Below are 15946 nucleotides of genomic sequence, written 5' to 3'. Positions count from 1 at the left end.
CCGTCGTGCTCGTGTTTTGCATGCAGGAAGCCCGCGCGCTGAGGCTCGTCACAGGAACGTCTGTGGGCTCGTAGCGTCGGGACCTCTCTGGCTTGTTGTCTGGCGCCGTCGTGCAACGGCATTGGCAGAAGCTAACAAGTTTTCGGTTCGTCCGCCAACCGTTCGGCAACATTGGTTCGAGGTTCTTGGGCGTGTCGGCTTGCCACGTTGCGAGTGGGACAACTGTGACGAACTCATGTGCGATCCGCCTCGCTTCTCGCTACGAAGCGGTAACGGTTGCTGACGTGGGACAGCGAGGTTTGACCCGGAGAATTCAGATCAGTACCCTCGAACAGTCGCCCACACGTGGTGATACGGCTGCGACCGGGGAAGTTCTGCCACGAACTTCGATCGGTACCGCGCCGGCTAGCAAGCAAGATGCGTGCGCTTACCAGCGACGACCGTGCCCACCGGCATGACTCGTTCATGTCGGTGGCGAGTGCGGGCGTCACATAGTTGAGGAGATATAGCCGTGGCCAAGGGCAAGCGGACTTTCCAGCCGAACAACCGCCGTCGGGCTCGTGTGCACGGCTTCCGTCTGCGTATGCGGACCCGTGCCGGCCGCGCCATCGTGTCGGCACGTCGCGGCAAGGGCCGTCGCTCTCTCACTGCGTGACCTGACGCAGGATCGAAGCACCGTGCTTCCGGCTCGTAACCGGATGACGCGCTCGACAGACTTTCGAGTCACCGTGAGCCGCGGTGTGCGCTCGGCGCAACGGGATCTCGTGGTGCACTCATTGGCACCACGAGATTTTGGCGATGCCGAGTCAAACACCGAGCAGGCGCCGAAAGTCGGTCTCGTCGTAGGTAAATCGGTCGGCAACGCCGTCCAGCGACACCGGGTGTCCCGTCAGCTCCGTCATGCCAGCCGGGATCTGCTGGCCGAGCTGCAGTCCGGTGAGCTGCTGGTGATCCGGGCCCTGCCCGGCAGTCGTGAAGCTGCCACCGCCACGCTGCAGGACGAACTGCGAGTCGCAGTGCGGCGCGCTCACGCGAAGTCCGGATCCCGGCCATGAGTCAGCGGCTGGCCCGCGGGCTGATCTTTCTCATCGAGCTGTACCGCAACATGGTGTCGCCGATGCGTCTGCCCAGCTGCCGGTTCAGCCCCACCTGTAGCCAGTACGCCGTCGAGGCACTCACCGAACACGGATTGTTCCGTGGTTGTTGGCTGACGACAGTCCGGCTGGCCAAGTGTGGCCCGTGGCATCACGGGGGATGGGACCCCATTCCCGAAAGACGGTCCGCGGCAACCGCCGCGCAGTCAAGGAGCGATTCGCTTGTCTTTTAACTGGTTCAGTCTGGACTACATCTATTACCCGGTATCCGGGATCATGTGGCTCTGGTACAAGCTTTTCGGCGCGATCCTGGGTGCGGAGAACTTCTTCGCCTGGGGCCTGTCGGTGATGTTCCTGGTGTTCACCCTGCGCGCCATTCTGTACCGGCCGTTCGTCCGCCAGATCGAGACCACCCGGCAGATGCAGGAACTGCAGCCCCAGATCAAGGAACTGCAGAAGAAGTACGGCAAGGACCGCCAGCGGCTCGCACTCGAGATGCAGAAGCTGCAGAGCGAACACGGTTTCAACCCGCTCCTGGGCTGTCTGCCGATGCTGGCGCAGATTCCGGTGTTCCTGGGCCTGTTCCACGTGCTGCGTTCGTTCAACCGCACGGAGGGCGCCGGGATGGGCATCGGTGCCCAGGCGCTGTCCATCGAGCAGAACCGGTCGATCGGCAACTACTTCTTCAGCGCCACCGACGTCAGCCACTTCCTGAACACGGACCTGTTCGGTGCGCCGTTGGGCGCCACCATGATTCAGACTGGTGAGAGCCTCAAGGCGTTCGCGCACTTCGATCGGATGTCGGTGATCCTCGTCGGCATTCCGCTGATGATCGTCTCGGGTATCGCGACCCACATGAACAGCCGCGCGTCGGTGGCCCGGCAGAGCCTGGAAGCCCAGCAGAACCCGCAGACCCAGCTGATGAACAAGCTGGCGCTGTACGTGTTCCCGTTGGGTGTCGTGGTGTCCGGCCCGTTCTTGCCGATCGCCATTCTCATGTACTGGGTGGCCAACAACATCTGGACCTACGGCCAGCAGCACGTGGTGTTCAACCGGATCGAGAAGCGTGAGGCGGAGGAGAAGGAACAGGCGATCGCACGCCGTTCCGCCAATGCGCCGGCACCCGGTGTGAAGCCGAACCGGTCCAAGAAGGGCAATCCGCCGGCTGCCCCGGCGAGCTCGGGTACCGACGTCGAACAGACCGGAACAGAGCTCGACGGCACGGAATCCGGTGCGGCCGGGTCCAAGCCGGCGCCGGGCGCCAAGCCCAACAAGAAGAAGCGTTGACCGGTCAGAGGGTAAAGACCCTGAGCGACGGCCGGTGCAAGAGGGAGAAGGCAGGGATATGACAGACACAGAAACGCAGGCGGAGGCCCCGGCCCCGACGACGGCCGAGGCCGCTCCTGCAAGCAAGAACGACGATCTCGAGGAGCGACTGGTCGCTGAAGGCGAGATCGCCGGTGACTACCTCGAGGAGCTCCTCGATCTGCTGGACTTCGATGGTGACATCGATCTGGACGTCGAAGGCGACCGTGCGGTCGTCAGCATCGACGGTGGCAACGATCTGAGCAAGCTCGTGGGACGCAAGGGCGAGGTGCTGGACGCGCTTCAGGAGCTGACCCGGCTGGCCGTGCACCAGAAGACCGGCGAACGCAGCCGGTTGATGCTGGACATCGCCCGGTGGCGTCGGCAGCGTCGTGATGAACTGGCCGCGCTGGGCAAGAAGGTGGCCGAGCGGGTCCTGGCGTCGGGTGAGCGCGAAGAGCTGTCGCCGATGACGCCGTTCGAGCGCAAGATCGTGCACGACGCCGTGGCGGCCGTGGACGGCGTCCACAGCGAGAGCGAGGGCGTCGAGCCGTCGCGCCGGGTGGTTGTGCTGCTCGATTGAGCACCTTAATTACATCGATGTTGTTCGTCGGCGGCGAGCTGGCGGGGAAAGTGGAGGCCGTTTCACGTGAAACATGGTGAAGCCCCATCCCCACCGGCCGCCGCCGTCGACGTTTTCGGTGAGCGGGCCGAGCTCGCGCACCGCTATGCCGAGATCCTCGCCGGCGACGGAATCGAGCGCGGACTGATCGGCCCGTCGGAAGTGGGCCGGTTGTGGGACCGTCACGTGATGAATTGCGCCGCTATAGGTGAGTTGGTCTCCAGCGGCGAACGAATCGGCGATATCGGCAGTGGAGCCGGGCTCCCGGGCATCCCATTGGCGTTGGCGCGGCCCGATGTTCACGTGGTCCTGATCGAGCCGCTGCTGCGCCGCGCAGACTTCCTCCGGGAGGTAGTCACCGAGCTCGGCATCGACGTCACCGTGATTCGGGGTCGCGCCGAGGAGCGCACGGTCCGGGCGGAGGCAGGAGAGCTCGACGTCGTCACCTCGCGAGCGGTGGCCGCCCTCGACAAACTGGCGAAGTGGAGCCTGCCGCTCCTCAAAGTCGACGGACGGATGCTGGCTCTCAAGGGGGAGCGAGCGGCCGATGAGATCGTCGAACACCGTCGGGCACTCAACTCACTCGGTGCTGTGGACGTAAGGGTGGTGAAATGTGGCGTGAACTATTTGACTCCGCCCGCAACCGTGGTCGTGGCGAAACGCGGAGCCAAGCGCGCGGCAACCGGCCGACCGGCCAAGAACCGGCGATGACATCGTCGGCCCGGGGGAGCGACAAGTCCGCCGAGGTTTTGACAGCGGCCGACCCGGCCGCCACATCAGGAAAGGCAGTGAGCGATGCCAGGGGCGAGCGTAGCGACGGGGAGTCTGATGTTTCACGTGAAACGTGGCCAAGCGTGACGATGGATACGCCGATCGGGGCGGAAGCCGAACGCGCGGTCCAGATCCTGCACGGCGCCAAGGGACAGCAGCTGCCGCGGCCGACGCATCAGCGGGTGTTCACCATCGCCAACCAGAAGGGCGGGGTCGGTAAGACCACCACGGCGGTCAACATGGCCGCGGCCCTCGCCTTGCAGGGACTCAATGTTCTGGTCATCGATCTGGACCCCCAGGGCAACGCCAGCACCGCGCTGGGCATCGAACACCGGCCGGGCACCGCGTCGTCGTACGAGGTGCTGATCGGGGAGATCACCCTGGAGAGCGCGCTGCAGCGGAGCCCGCACAACGAGCGCCTGTACTGCGTCCCGGCGACCATTGACCTGGCCGGCGCCGAGATCGAATTGGTCAGCATGGTGGCACGTGAAACCCGGCTGCGGAACGCCCTCGCGACGCTCAAAGACCACAACTTCGACTACGTCTTCATCGACTGCCCGCCCTCGTTGGGTCTGCTGACCATCAACGCGCTCGTCGCGGCGCCCGAAGTGCTGATCCCGATCCAGTGCGAGTACTACGCCCTGGAGGGCGTGGGCCAGCTGCTGCGCAACATCGAGATGGTCAAGGCGCACCTCAACCCTCAGTTGGATGTCACCACCGTCGTCCTGACGATGTACGACGGCCGCACCAAACTCGCCGACCAGGTCGCGATGGACGTCCGAGACCACTTTGGCGATAAGGTTTTGCGGACCGTCATCCCACGCAGCGTCAAGGTTTCCGAGGCACCGGGATACGGCATGACGATCCTGGATTACGACCCGGGATCACGTGGAGCAATGAGCTATCTGGACGCCAGCCGTGAACTCGCCCAGCGTGGCGAGTCGGGAGTGAGGAAGTAACGATGTCGCAGCCGAAGAAGCGCAGCGGACTCGGACGGGGGCTGGCGGCACTCATCCCGACCGGTGCACCCGAGGACGGGCAGCAGGACACCTCGCTGCGAATGGGGTCCGCGGCTGCCGACGTGTTGATCGGTGGCGGTCCGGCCGGTCCGGTCAATGGCGCGGTAGCCGCAGATTCGGCCGCGGCGGCCAGGGCCGAAGCCGAGGCGATCGGCGCGGTGTACCGCGAGATCGAGCCGTCGGCCATCCAGCCGAACCCGCGCCAGCCGCGCAGCGTCTTCGATGCGGACGCGCTCGCGGAACTGGTGCACTCCATTCGCGAGTTCGGCCTCATGCAGCCCATCGTGGTGCGCGAGCTGAGCCAGCCGTCCGGACCGCATCGCTACCAGCTGATCATGGGTGAGCGCCGGTGGCGCGCTTCGCAAGAAGCCGGCCTGACGGCGATCCCGGCGATCGTCCGCGAGACCGCTGACGACAACATGCTGCGCGACGCGCTGCTCGAGAACATCCACCGGGTCCAGCTGAACCCGCTCGAAGAGGCGTCGGCCTACCAGCAGCTGCTGGAGGAGTTCGACGTCACCCACGAGGAACTGGCGACCCGCATCGGCCGGTCGCGTCCGGTGATCACGAACATGATCCGGCTGCTGAAGCTGCCCATCGCGGTGCAGCGTCGCGTTGCCGCGGGCGTGTTGTCGGCCGGCCACGCCCGGGCGCTGCTCGCGCTCGAAGGGGGACCGGAGAAGCAGGAGGAGCTCGCGGCCCGCATCGTGGCCGAGGGGCTGTCCGTGCGTGCCACCGAGGAAGCGGTCACGCTGGCCAACCGCGACGGTGACAAGCCGGCGCCGGCGCCCAAGCGCAAGCCGATCCAGATGCCCGGTCTGCAGGACGTGGCCGAGCAGCTGTCGACCGCGTTCGACACCAAGGTCACGGTGAGCCTGGGCAAGCGCAAGGGCAAGATCGTCGTGGAGTTCGGCTCGGTTGACGACCTCCAGCGCATCGTCGAACTGATGAAGACGGAACAGGGCTAACCGACCCGATTTCGGGTCTGCGACAACCCGACCAGGGACAAGGCCCCGTTACGTCACTGTGACAGTGATGTTCGGGGGAGTGTCGGACGGGGAGGGGATGCGCGATGTTTCACGTGGAACAGTTCAGCGTCCGGTCGACGTCGATCCCGACTGAACAAATCGAGTCGACGGCGACGGCGTCTCTTATCCTGGTAGAGCAGCCTGATCCGATCGGGTGGACGACGGGAGTCTGGTGAGTTCACGAATCACGCCGCTGCGCCTCGAATCGTTCGAGCGGCTGCCGAAGCATGCGCGGCGTTGTGTCTTCTGGGAAGTCGATCCGTCAGCACTCGGGGACAGCGACCACCTCAGCGACCCGGAGTTCGAGAAGGAAGCATGGCTGTCGATGGTCATGCTCGAGTGGGGATCGTGCGGACAGCTGGCGGTCGCGTGCGATCCGGACCGTGCCGAGGACCCCAACGATGACGCGCCCTGTCTGGGCTATGCGTTCTATGCGCCGCCGCGCGCCGTGCCGCGGGCCGGGCGCTTTCCCACCGGGCCGGTCAGCCCCGACGCCGTCCTGCTGACGACGATCGGAGTCGACTGCCCCGACGACGGCGACGGACTGTCGCGCCACCTGATCGCTGCCGTCGTCGCCGATCTGGTTCGTCGTGGTGTACGCGCGTTGGAGGCGTTCGGCCGGACCACCGAGGTTGCCCGTCTCGGTGGGACACAGGCCTGTCCGGAGGAGCTGGCGGCGACGATCGAGGCGTTCGGCGAGTGCGCCGTCGATCAGTGCGTGATCGAAGCGGACTTCCTTCAAGACAACGGCTTCGAGATCGTGGCGCCGCACCCCTACTTCCCGCGACTGCGGCTGGAACTCGAACAGGGGCTCGGCTGGAAGGCGGACGTCGAGGCGGCGCTGGAGCGACTGCTGGAGAGCAGCGCCTTGCAACAGCCCGTCGGGGCGGTCACCAGCCCCGCGCTGTGGACGCCGCACACCGGTCGATAGGGGAGCGGGTTCCACGGTGAACACGCGTGCCTGACGCCTCGTCGAAGCCCGACGACTGCGGACTGCTCGACGTCGGCGACGGAAACCGGATGTACTGGGAGACCCGCGGCAATCCCGTTGGGGAGCCGGTTCTGATCGTCCACGGCGGCCCGGGCGCCGGCAGGTCCCGCAACGCACACAAACAGTTCGACCCGGAGCGCTTCCGCATCGTGGCGTTCGATCAACGTGGATGCGGTGACAGCGTGCCGAGCGCGGCGGACCCGTCGACCGACATGTCGTGCAATACGACCGCGCATCTGCTCGCCGATATGGAGGCGCTGCGCCGTCATCTCGGCATCGATCGTTGGCTGCTGTACGGCGGCTCCTGGGCATCCACGTTGATCCTCGCCTATGCGCAGCGGCACCCGGAGCGGGTGATCGGCATCGTGCTGATCGGCGTGACGATGACGCGGCAGCAGGAGGTCGACTGGCTGTACCGCGGACTGCGGCTCTTCCGTCCTGCTGAGTGGCAGCGGTTCCGTGACGGAGTGCCCGAGAGTGACCGGGACGGCAATCTCGTCGAGGCCTACCGCCGGTTGATGGAGCACCCGGACGCCGCTGTGCGTGAGCGGGCGGCGCAGGATTGGTGTGCGTGGGAAGACGCCGCGATCGCCCATGAGGCGTTGGGGAAGCCGGGTCAGTACTCGGCGAAGATCGATGCCGGCCGACTGGCCTTCGTTCGGATCTGCACGCACTACTTCGCCCACGCGGCATGGCTGGAGGATGGCCAACTGCTGCGGGACGCGCACCGATTGGCCGGCATCCCAGGCGTGCTGATTCACGGTCGTCTCGACCTCTCCGCGCCCGTCCGGACGGCGTGGGAACTCGCCCAGGCATGGCCGGGCGCCGAGCTCCGGATCATCGAGGACTCGGGCCACACGGGCAGCCCGGCGATGGCGGCGGCGATTGGAGACGCTGTCGAACGGTTCACTCCACCGCGAAGATAGCGCGGCCGTTCCACGTGAAACATCGGCCAAACCGACCAGAGTCCGCGGGCTCCGACACCGGTTGCCGACAGCCAGACAGGCAGCCGTCGGCCGCGCCCTCTGGCACACGCACCGGAGTCCTCGCGATCACACGTGGGTCGCGGTGGCGCGCTGGAATCGCGCCGGTGCGGTGGGCGGCCATGTAGGTGTCGCCCGGAATCCACACCGGCGCGCTACGGCTGCCCGGCGCGGTTGTATCAGCCAGAACAATCGAGCAGCACCGCGCGGCTCCTGTGTCCCGCCGGCCGAACGTCATCGCCCGACCGAGTCGAGACGCCGGAAGTGCGCGGCGCCCTGACGCCGCGCCGGCTTGTCTCTGATCGGAATCGGCGGCGCGGGCAAGACACGGCCAGCGGTCCACGTGGCTGTCGCGATGGTCGGTGGGTGGGTGCGCCGGTCGCACCTCGGCTGTCCATGCCGGCGACGCCGGGTAGCTCCCGAGCGCCGGCCCGACTGACCGAACCACTAGGCCGTTCCCTAACCGACACCCGGCTGCGATTGATCCGCGACCACACGTCTGGTCGGGTACGCGTAGGCAGCGCGCACGTCCTCGGCGCGAGCGACCTCAGCGCCGCAATTGCGCGGTGCGGGATTGGGGGCGCCGTTGGCGTGCGCGGCGAAGCGGTGTTGCCAAGAGCGCCGTTGGCGGTCGCTGCCCGGCCTGGGATCGACATGGCGCGCCAGTGCGGGCAGGGGAGGAGGGGAAGCCGAATGCAGCACCCGACGCCTTCACACCCCAGCGAGTCGGCTACTGACCGTCCAGCAGTTGGACGATGCGTGCGCGGCGGAGATTCAGGTCGCCGATGCGGGCGTCCATCTCGGCCAGTGTCTGTCTGATGGCGGCAGCGATGGCCGGGCACATATCGACCGCGCTGCCGTCGATGCAGGGCAGTAGTTGTCGAATGGTGCGTACGCCGAAGCCGGTGTCGATCAGCATCCGGATGCGGCGCACATCTTCCACGGTGTCGGCGGGGTAGTCGCGGTAGCCGTTGGACCGGCGTGGCGGTGCGATCAGACCCTGAGCCTCGTAGTAGCGCAGCGACCTGACCGAACTGCCGGTTGCCGCCGCTACTTCACCGATGCGCACGCGAACTCCTCTTGGGTTGACCTTGACGCTGATGTCAGGGTTTAACTTCGCCGCATGCCCAACGATTCCCTACTTTCCACGTTGACGGTCACCCGCGTCGGCTCCGGTCCCGCGCTGCTTCTCGCGCACGGAGCAGGTGGCGGTGTCGCACTGAATTTCGGCCAACTGATGGGCGAGATGGCCGGCGAGCGAACGCTGATCGGTGTGGACTACCCGGGTTCGGGAGGCAGTCCGATGACGGCGAGTTCATATCGCGTCGACGATCTGGCTGACGCGATCGTCGACGCCGGGCGAGCGGCCGGCTTCGAGCGATTCCCCATCGTCGGCCTATCTCTGGGATCGGCGGTTGCCATCACCGCGGCACTCCGTCATCCCGAGGCCGTCAGCGCCTTGGTCCTGACGGTGGGCTTCGCGCACGCCGATCCACAGTTGCGGTTGGTGGTCGATGTCTGGCGCTATCTGGCCGCGCACGACCGCGACGTCCTGGCGCGGTTCCTGACAGCAGTGTCGTCGCCTTCGGCGTTCGACGAGGCCCGCAATCTCGACGAGATCGTGGCCGACGTCCGCGCGAGCATCCCGGCCGGCAGTCCGCAGCAGGCTGCCCTGGCCGCCGAGATCGACCTCCGCGACCGCCTCGCGGAAGTCGCGATCCCGACGTTGGTCGTGGCGGCGGGCGTGGACCGCATCGTGCAGCCGTCCTCGACGCGCGCTCTGGCAGCGGGCATACCTGGCGCAGTCCTGATGGAATATCCAGACGCCGGTCACATCTTCACACCGGACGAGGGGCGGATATGGATCTCCGATATTCGGAAGTTTCTGCTGGCGCACCAGCTGTGACGGACAGGTGGCACTGGCGGGTGGCCGTGCTGTCTGCCGCCGCCTTCGTTTATCTCGCCGCGGAGATGTTTCCGGTCGGCGTCGTCCCGCAGATGGCCGACGGACTGCACACGACAGTGCCCGCGGCGGGGCTGTTGGTGGGCGTGTACGCGGTGGCTGCTGGAGTGGCAATCATCCCGGTGGCTCTGGCGACTCGTCGCGTTGAGCATCGCGTCATGCTGACCGCCGCCTTGGCTTCACTGTCGTTGTCGCAACTGCTGCTGGCCGTCGCACCGACGCCCGGGTGGGCAGTCTTCGCCCGGGTCGTCGGCGCGATCTTGCATGGTTCGGTGTGGTCCCTGGCTCCGGTGCTGGCCAGTGCTCTCGCACCCGCCGGCCGTGCGGGGCAGGCGACCGCGCTGGTGTTCGTCGGGGCGGCACTGGGGTTGGCTGGGGGATCCCCGCTGACGACGCAGCTTTCTCTACTCATCGGGTGGAGAGCCGCGTCGCTGGTGCTGGCGGTGCTTGCCCTGATCTTGGCGGCGGCCATTGCCGTGCTGATTCCCCGGCATATCGGTCGTACCGTGACGGCGCCGACCGCCGGCCCAGCCGGTGAGCCGCACACCGTCGCGGCGGTCTGCGTACTGACGCTGCTGGTGGTGACCGCCGCCTATGCGCCGTATTCGTTCATTACGGTGTTGGCCGGCGACATCGGGATCTCGGCCGCCGGGCTCCCGGTTCTGCTCCTGGGCTATGGCGGCGCCGGGCTGGCGGCGGTCGTCGTCGCCGGACGGGTGCTCGATCGACACCGCTACGCCGTCGTCGTCGCGGCCCTGACGGGCCTGCTGATCGCGTTCGCGACGCTGAGCCTGACTGGCTCGCGCGGGTTGTTCGTCGCGGCAGTTCTGTTGTGGGGAGCGGCCTTTGCGTGTTGGGCGCCGACCATGCAGACGATCCTCATCAAGCGTTGCCCCAACGCTGCCTTCGCGTCCTATCTGTACGTGCTGGCGTTTCAAGTCGGGATCTTCTCCGGCGCCTGGGCGGGGTCGCAGCTCGTGGCCTCAGGTGCGGCAGCATCGCTGACGGTGCTCGCGCTCATCGGTGTCGGGTGCGCGTCACCGGTGGCGCTGTTGGCCCGACGGTGGTTGTGATCGGGAGAACCCAATCCGGTCAGCGACATGGGGACTCCAAGCCGGAACACCCGCCGATGGGGCCTGAATCACGATGACCCAGGACCAACCGGAACAAGCGTCACGTGACGCTCATGTCGCAACCGCCCTCGCGGTCGAAATCGGGGGCGCGGCCGGCGATCCGGGGACGTCTGGGCGTCCGGCGCTTCCCGGTCCGCCAGGCGGGCCATGAGGCCTCAGTGGCGGCCCCTGCAGGACGACGCTGTGGGAGACGGGGTTCGGGCCGGCACGAGTGAGCGGAGCCCGCTAGACCGCCTTCGCGGCGATGGCGACCAGAGCGTCGACCACCTCCGGCAGCGGGCGGGTCGTGTCGATCTCGTGGGTGGCCGACTGCCGCAGCAGCGGTTCGATCTCTGCGATGTCGGCCAGGATCCGGGCGCGCTCGTCGGCACTCTTGCCGAACGGATTGTTGGTCCGGCGTCGCAGCCGATCCAACACGATATCGGTTGGGGCGGTGAGGAGTACGACCGCATCGAACCGGCGGTAGAAGCGCCACTGGTTGGCCACGGTGCCCTGCACGAACAAGGGCCCGTCGCGCGGTTGCTTCAGCAGCTCGTCGATGAGCGGTTCGCGCCAGAGCGGCTCGCCGTGGACGACGTCGATCCACTCCCCGTCGTCGGTATCGACTGTGGCGTAACCCCGTTCGGCGAGGCCGGCCAGCGTCGTCGACTTGCCGACTCCGGACATGCCGGTCACGAGAACCGTGGCGTGGCCACTCATACCGACCGATTCAACCAGCCCGCGCACCGAAATGCGGTGGCGCGCATGATGAAAACCCTGAGGGCAGCAGGGCTAGGCGCCGGCCTGGCCGGCCTGCTCGACCGACATCTCGTGAGCCAGCAGCTCGGCGAACGTGAAAGTGCCTGTGGGACGGTCGTTCTTACCCAGCAGGTACAGCCGCTTCACGGCGGCCAGGATGCCTTCGGCGATGGAGTCGCGGTGGCCGGGGGAGGTGAGCAGCTCCCGGTCGTGCGGGTTGCTCACGTAGCCGATGTCGACCTGCACCGTGGGCATCCGGGTGAGCCGCAGCAGGTCCCAGGTACGGCCGTGGGTCCGGCAGTCACGTAAACCGCTGCGCGCCACGACTTCCCGCTGAATGAAGTCGGCGAGGTTGCGGCCGATGGTGGACACCGAACCGTGCGAGTTGCCGAAGTAGAACGAGGCGACGCCGTTGGCTGCCGGGCTGGGCAGGCTGGCGCACCGCAGGCTGATCATCAGATCGGCACCGACCGCGTTGGCCGTTGCGGCCCGCTCGGCGTCGGCCGGGCTGCCGCTGACGGGGCGCGACAGGAACGTGTCCATGCCGATGGCCGTCATGCGGCCTTCCAGCCGGCTGGCGAGGTCCCACAGGACGTCGGCTTCACTGACCGGGCCGGACGGGCTGGTCATGATGAGCCCGCGGTCGTCGCCGCCGCGGCCCGGATCGATGATGATCCGCTTTCCGGTCAGACGGGGGCCACTGCGCCGGACGAGTTCCTCTTCGCGGATGGCGTGCGGCGAACCGCCGGTGACCCGCGAACCCAGGAAGTACAGCGAGCGCAATGTCTCCGGACCGCAGATGCCGTCGGGGAACATGCCGTACTCGCGCTGGTACGACATCAGGCCGTTGTGGGTCTGCAAGCCGAAATGACCATCGACGAGTCCGGTGTAGAAGCCGAGATCCTGCAGCCGGGCCTGCAGGGTGGCGACGTCGTCGCCGTACATCGGGGCACCGAACTGGTGCGAGAGCGTGCGCGCCCCCAGGCGGTACGAGGCCTCTTTCAGCGCGCGGTACGTCGCTTCGCCGACCATGCCGTCGACGAGCAGGCCACGCTGCTGCTGGAAGGCACGCACGGCCTGGTCGAGTTCCTCGTCGAAGAGGTCGAGCGCGACGTGCTTGCCGGTGGTGAGATCCGCGTCGGGACTGTCCAGCAGCCCCAGGGCGGCCAGTGCGGCCCGAATCTCGGTGACCGAACCTCCCCGGTCACCGCGACGCAGTATCGACATTCCTGGCCTTTCAATCACGGACGCCAGGCGGGCGGACAGCTGCGCACTGGCGGGACGCCTGGACCCATTGTCGCAGACGCTCCTCAGGATTCCGCAACTTCACAGGCAGCAGCGGTGCGCCCCGCCGAAACCGGCGGGTGCGCGGCCGCTGATGCGATCAGAGTTCGTCGGCGATTTCGCGCAGCAGCGCGGCCTTGCCCTTGGCACCGACGATGCGCTTAACCGGCTCGCCGTCCTTGAACAGGATCAGGGTCGGGATCGAGACGACGTTGAAGCTGCGGGCGGTCTCGGGGTTGGCGTCGACGTCGAGCTTGGCGATCGTCAGCTCCCCGGCCTTCTCGCCGGCCAGTTCCTCGAGCACCGGGGCGATCATCTTGCACGGTCCGCACCAGGTCGCCCAGAAGTCGACCAGCACCGGGGTGCCGCTCTTGATGACGTCGCTGTCGAACGAACCGTCGGTGACGGTCAGCGTTGCGCTGCCCTCGCTCATGTACTGCTCCTCTCGGGTGAACTCTGTGGGGGAAGGACGATCAGCCGTGGTGCTCGGCGAGCCAGCGCTCGGCGTCGATGGCCGCCGCGCAGCCGCTGCCGGCCGCGGTGATGGCCTGCCGGTAGGTGTGGTCGACCAGATCGCCCGCGGCGAAGACGCCGTCCAGCGACGTGCTGGTGGTGCGGCCCTTGACCTGAACGTAGCCCTCGTCGTCGAGGTCGACGAGGCCGCGCACCAGCTCCGACCGCGGGTCGTGGCCGATGGCGACGAACACGCCGGTGACCGGGAGCTTGCTCTCCTCGCCGGTGACGGTGTTGCGCAGCAGCAGCCCGCTGACCTTCGAATCACCTTCCACCGCAACAACTTCGGTGTTGGTTACGAACGTGATCTTCTCGTTGGCCTGCGCGCGCTCCAGCATGATCCGCGAGGCGCGGAACTCGTCGCGGCGGTGAATCAGCGTCACCGAGCGGGCGAAGCGCGTCAGGAACGTCGCCTCCTCCATGGCGGAGTCGCCGCCGCCGATGACGGCGATGTCCTGGTCGCGGAAGAAGAAACCGTCACAGGTGGCGCACGTGCTGACACCCTGGCCGATCAGCTCCTGCTCGCCCGGCACGCCGAGGTGGCGGGCGGCGGCGCCCATCGCGAGGATGACGGCGCGGGCCTGGTGGGTCTCGCCGTCGACCGTGACGGTCTTGACGGGTCCGTCGAGGGACACCGCCTCGACGTCCTCCATGCGCAGGTCGGCGCCGAACCGCAGCGCCTGCTCGCGCATCTCCTCCATGAGCTCGGGACCGGTGATGCCCTCCTTGAAGCCCGGGTAGTTCTCCACCTCAGTGGTGGTCATCAACGCACCACCGAACTGGACACCTTCGAAAACCAGCGGCTTGAGTTGCGCGCGGGCCGTGTACACCGCAGCGGTGTAGCCGGCCGGCCCGGAGCCGATGATGATCACGTCGTGCACGGTGTCTTGGGTGGTCATGGCCGCCTTTCATCTGGCTCTGGTCAGGCTCATACCTGGTCGGCCTGCTGCCAGAGTCGGTACGCCTATAACACCAGGGTAAGTGCCGGTGTTCCCGGCCGTTTGGCGGGCTCCGGGGCGGTCAGCGGCGCGATTGCGCCGGCGGGCCCGGAGCGTCGGGAATGACGGCGTCGGCGGCCAGGCCGGCGTCGCTCGAATTGCAGCCGGGAGACACCACCAGGGCCATCAGAGCGCCGTCGTCGGCTTTCGGGAGCAGCAGGAGCACCTGGGCACGGTCGTGCATCGTCAGGGTGGCCGCGCCGAGGACCGCGGTGGTGGGCGAGTAGCCGAGCCCCGTCAGGCAGGACCGCAGGCGATCCGGTGCGGCGAGCGCGCCCAACTCGGGTGGCCGGCTCCGCAGGTCCAGGATCTGCCGGTCCGGCCACGGCATCCCGGCCTGGCGCTGCACCGTCAGTGACGCCGCCTTGGGACCGGCGGAGACGCGGGCCGGCTCGTCGGGTCCGCTTAACACCACGACGGCACCGATGCCGACGGCGAGCAGCCCAGCGACGGCCGCGGCGACGACGGCGGGACGTGCCGTGCGCGCGCCGTGACCGGCGGGCCGACCGGGGACGACGGTGTGGCGCGGCTTCGAGCTGGGGTTGCGCAGGGCCGAGCCGATGCGGGCGGTCGCGTCTGCGGGCAGGTCGGTGGCGGTGGAGTCGTCCGCCAGGTCGTGGACGTCGCGCCGGACCTGTTCGAGTGCGGCGTACCGACGGGCGAGCGCCGGATCCTCGCGGATGCGGCGCTGCAGTCGGGCCGCGGTGGCGTCGTCGAGCAGTCCGGCCTGCAGGTCGGCCAGGAGCTCGAGGGAGACGGACTGATCGGCCTGTTCGTCGTCCACCTGCCGAAGCCTAATCCGGTCGCCGCAGAGACCCGCGGTACACCGTCGCCGGTGATCGGGGCGAAAACGTCACGTGACCGGCACCCGTCAGTCGGCGAGGTGGGCGAGCGACTGCGCGAGCTTCGCGCGCGCCCGCGAGCAGCGGCTCTTCACGGTGCCCTCCGCGATACCCAGCATCGCCGCGGTCTCGGCAACCGAGTAGCCCTGCATGTCGACGGCGACCACGGCTGCCCGCTGTTCGACCGGCAGCCGCAGCAGCGCCCGTTCGATGACGATGGTGGTCTCGATCCGGTGTGCGGGGTCCGCGGTCCGGCAGGTGGCGTCGCTGAGCTCTTCGGCACGGTGAAACTTGTTGTGCCGCAACCGGTCCAGGCACGAGTTCACGACGATGCGGCACAGCCAGCTGCGCACCGAACTGTCGTGCCGGAACCGCGGCGCGTGCCGGTGGGCCTTGAACAGCGCGTCCTGCAGGGCGTCCAGCGCATCCTGTGGGTCGTGGCTCGTCAGGCGGGCGAGCCGGTACAGCTGGTGCCGGTGTCGGTAGAACAGTTCCTCGAACGCGTACCGCTCACCGGCGATGTGCGCCGCGAGCAACTCTGCGTCTGATGCGTCCGACTGTGGCGCCCCGAAACTCCCCACTTCCGAACCATAAAGCGGGTCCGGGAACGCACCCGACGCGAATTGGCCGGAATCGTCCCGACCTGCACAGATGCTCCGTAG

19 protein-coding genes are annotated in these 15946 nt (G+C 67.5%); 12 read left to right on the top strand and 7 right to left on the bottom strand.

Going from position 1 to position 15946, the window contains the following annotated elements; all coding sequences use genetic code 11:
* Window positions 1-511 precede the first annotated feature (511 nt).
* The 10 genes from rpmH (at window position 512) to pip (ending at window position 7756) form a co-directional block, all read left to right on the top strand.
* The gene (gene rpmH, locus ACZ5IQ_RS29560; protein WP_073695092.1) at window positions 512-655 is read left to right on the top strand and encodes a 50S ribosomal protein L34; all 144 of its coding nucleotides are present in this window, start codon (window positions 512-514) and stop codon (window positions 653-655) included.
* Window positions 656-677: 22 nt separating this feature from the next.
* The gene (gene rnpA, locus ACZ5IQ_RS29555; RefSeq protein ID WP_212807809.1) at window positions 678-1055 is read left to right on the top strand and encodes a ribonuclease P protein component; all 378 of its coding nucleotides are present in this window, start codon (window positions 678-680) and stop codon (window positions 1053-1055) included.
* Entirely contained in the window at window positions 1052-1327 is a 276-nt protein-coding gene (gene yidD, locus ACZ5IQ_RS29550; protein WP_020099892.1) for a membrane protein insertion efficiency factor YidD, read from the top strand. Before rnpA ends, yidD begins: the two co-directional genes overlap by 4 nt.
* Before the next feature lie 43 nt (window positions 1328-1370).
* Window positions 1371-2381 (top strand): membrane protein insertase YidC, encoded by a 1011-nt coding sequence (gene yidC, locus ACZ5IQ_RS29545; RefSeq protein ID WP_244872898.1) that lies wholly within the window; start codon window positions 1371-1373, stop codon window positions 2379-2381.
* A 58-nt stretch (window positions 2382-2439) separates the two neighbouring features.
* Entirely contained in the window at window positions 2440-2982 is a 543-nt protein-coding gene (locus ACZ5IQ_RS29540; protein ID WP_020099890.1) for a Jag family protein, read from the top strand.
* A 66-nt stretch (window positions 2983-3048) separates the two neighbouring features.
* Window positions 3049-3732 (top strand): 16S rRNA (guanine(527)-N(7))-methyltransferase RsmG, encoded by a 684-nt coding sequence (rsmG, locus tag ACZ5IQ_RS29535; RefSeq protein ID WP_318985843.1) that lies wholly within the window; start codon window positions 3049-3051, stop codon window positions 3730-3732.
* 149 nt (window positions 3733-3881) lie between these two features.
* Entirely contained in the window at window positions 3882-4751 is an 870-nt protein-coding gene (locus tag ACZ5IQ_RS29530; protein WP_020099888.1) for a ParA family protein, read from the top strand.
* Window positions 4752-4753: 2 nt separating this feature from the next.
* Window positions 4754-5779, top strand: a complete 1026-nt coding sequence (locus ACZ5IQ_RS29525; protein ID WP_212807806.1) for a ParB/RepB/Spo0J family partition protein — start codon at window positions 4754-4756, stop codon at window positions 5777-5779.
* A gap of 232 nt (window positions 5780-6011) precedes the next feature.
* The gene (locus ACZ5IQ_RS29520) at window positions 6012-6770 is read left to right on the top strand and encodes an acetyltransferase (RefSeq protein WP_406774425.1); all 759 of its coding nucleotides are present in this window, start codon (window positions 6012-6014) and stop codon (window positions 6768-6770) included.
* 26 nt (window positions 6771-6796) lie between these two features.
* Window positions 6797-7756, top strand: coding sequence for a prolyl aminopeptidase (gene pip / locus ACZ5IQ_RS29515; protein ID WP_464480622.1), 960 nt, complete (start codon window positions 6797-6799; stop codon window positions 7754-7756).
* Between the two features lie 787 nt (window positions 7757-8543).
* Here pip and ACZ5IQ_RS29510 read toward each other — a convergent pair.
* The gene (locus tag ACZ5IQ_RS29510; RefSeq protein ID WP_212807803.1) at window positions 8544-8882 is read right to left on the bottom strand and encodes a MerR family transcriptional regulator; all 339 of its coding nucleotides are present in this window, start codon (window positions 8880-8882) and stop codon (window positions 8544-8546) included.
* A 54-nt stretch (window positions 8883-8936) separates the two neighbouring features.
* Between ACZ5IQ_RS29510 and ACZ5IQ_RS29505 the strand changes: the two genes are divergently transcribed.
* Window positions 8937-9719 carry an alpha/beta fold hydrolase gene (locus tag ACZ5IQ_RS29505; RefSeq protein ID WP_212807802.1) on the top strand — a complete coding sequence of 261 codons (783 nt, stop codon included), beginning with the start codon at window positions 8937-8939 and terminating at the stop codon, window positions 9717-9719.
* 20 nt (window positions 9720-9739) lie between these two features.
* A complete protein-coding gene (locus tag ACZ5IQ_RS29500; RefSeq protein WP_212807801.1) occupies window positions 9740-10849 on the top strand; it encodes an MFS transporter in 1110 nt (369 codons plus the stop codon).
* A 285-nt stretch (window positions 10850-11134) separates the two neighbouring features.
* Here the strand turns inward: ACZ5IQ_RS29500 and ACZ5IQ_RS29495 are convergent, their stop codons facing one another.
* From ACZ5IQ_RS29495 to sigM, 6 genes are all read right to left on the bottom strand, one after another.
* Window positions 11135-11608 carry a shikimate kinase gene (locus ACZ5IQ_RS29495; protein ID WP_212807800.1) on the bottom strand — a complete coding sequence of 158 codons (474 nt, stop codon included), beginning with the start codon at window positions 11606-11608 and terminating at the stop codon, window positions 11135-11137.
* A 72-nt stretch (window positions 11609-11680) separates the two neighbouring features.
* Window positions 11681-12874, bottom strand: coding sequence for an N-acetylmuramoyl-L-alanine amidase (locus ACZ5IQ_RS29490; protein ID WP_212807799.1), 1194 nt, complete (start codon window positions 12872-12874; stop codon window positions 11681-11683).
* Window positions 12875-13031: 157 nt separating this feature from the next.
* Window positions 13032-13364, bottom strand: coding sequence for a thioredoxin (gene trxA, locus ACZ5IQ_RS29485; protein WP_020099879.1), 333 nt, complete (start codon window positions 13362-13364; stop codon window positions 13032-13034).
* 40 nt (window positions 13365-13404) lie between these two features.
* Window positions 13405-14343, bottom strand: coding sequence for a thioredoxin-disulfide reductase (trxB, locus tag ACZ5IQ_RS29480; RefSeq protein WP_212807798.1), 939 nt, complete (start codon window positions 14341-14343; stop codon window positions 13405-13407).
* A gap of 121 nt (window positions 14344-14464) precedes the next feature.
* The gene (locus ACZ5IQ_RS29475; RefSeq protein ID WP_212807797.1) at window positions 14465-15226 is read right to left on the bottom strand and encodes an anti-sigma factor; all 762 of its coding nucleotides are present in this window, start codon (window positions 15224-15226) and stop codon (window positions 14465-14467) included.
* An 87-nt stretch (window positions 15227-15313) separates the two neighbouring features.
* The gene (gene sigM, locus ACZ5IQ_RS29470) at window positions 15314-15865 is read right to left on the bottom strand and encodes an RNA polymerase sigma factor SigM (RefSeq protein WP_212807796.1); all 552 of its coding nucleotides are present in this window, start codon (window positions 15863-15865) and stop codon (window positions 15314-15316) included.
* Between the last annotated feature and the right edge of the window lie 81 nt (window positions 15866-15946).

It is taken from the genome of Mycobacterium toneyamaense, assembly GCF_055384815.1.
The sequence above is the reverse complement of the archived record's forward strand: the minus strand, read 5'-3'. Positions and strand labels throughout refer to the sequence as shown.

Bases quoted from the DNA above. Each gene is read 5' to 3' on its own strand.
- yidD (WP_020099892.1), top strand. From the start codon at position 1,052: ATGAGTCAGCGGCTGGCCCGCGGGCTGATCTTTCTCATCGAGCTGTAC.
- yidC (WP_244872898.1), top strand. From the start codon at position 1,371: ATGTGGCTCTGGTACAAGCTTTTCGGCGCGATCCTGGGTGCGGAGAAC.
- ACZ5IQ_RS29540 (WP_020099890.1), top strand. From the start codon at position 2,440: ATGACAGACACAGAAACGCAGGCGGAGGCCCCGGCCCCGACGACGGCC.
- ACZ5IQ_RS29530 (WP_020099888.1), top strand. From the start codon at position 3,882: ATGGATACGCCGATCGGGGCGGAAGCCGAACGCGCGGTCCAGATCCTG.
- ACZ5IQ_RS29525 (WP_212807806.1), top strand. From the start codon at position 4,754: ATGTCGCAGCCGAAGAAGCGCAGCGGACTCGGACGGGGGCTGGCGGCA.
- ACZ5IQ_RS29505 (WP_212807802.1), top strand. From the start codon at position 8,937: ATGCCCAACGATTCCCTACTTTCCACGTTGACGGTCACCCGCGTCGGC.
- ACZ5IQ_RS29495 (WP_212807800.1), bottom strand. From the start codon at position 11,608: ATGAGTGGCCACGCCACGGTTCTCGTGACCGGCATGTCCGGAGTCGGC.
- ACZ5IQ_RS29490 (WP_212807799.1), bottom strand. From the start codon at position 12,874: ATGTCGATACTGCGTCGCGGTGACCGGGGAGGTTCGGTCACCGAGATT.
- trxA (WP_020099879.1), bottom strand. From the start codon at position 13,364: ATGAGCGAGGGCAGCGCAACGCTGACCGTCACCGACGGTTCGTTCGAC.
- trxB (WP_212807798.1), bottom strand. From the start codon at position 14,343: ATGACCACCCAAGACACCGTGCACGACGTGATCATCATCGGCTCCGGG.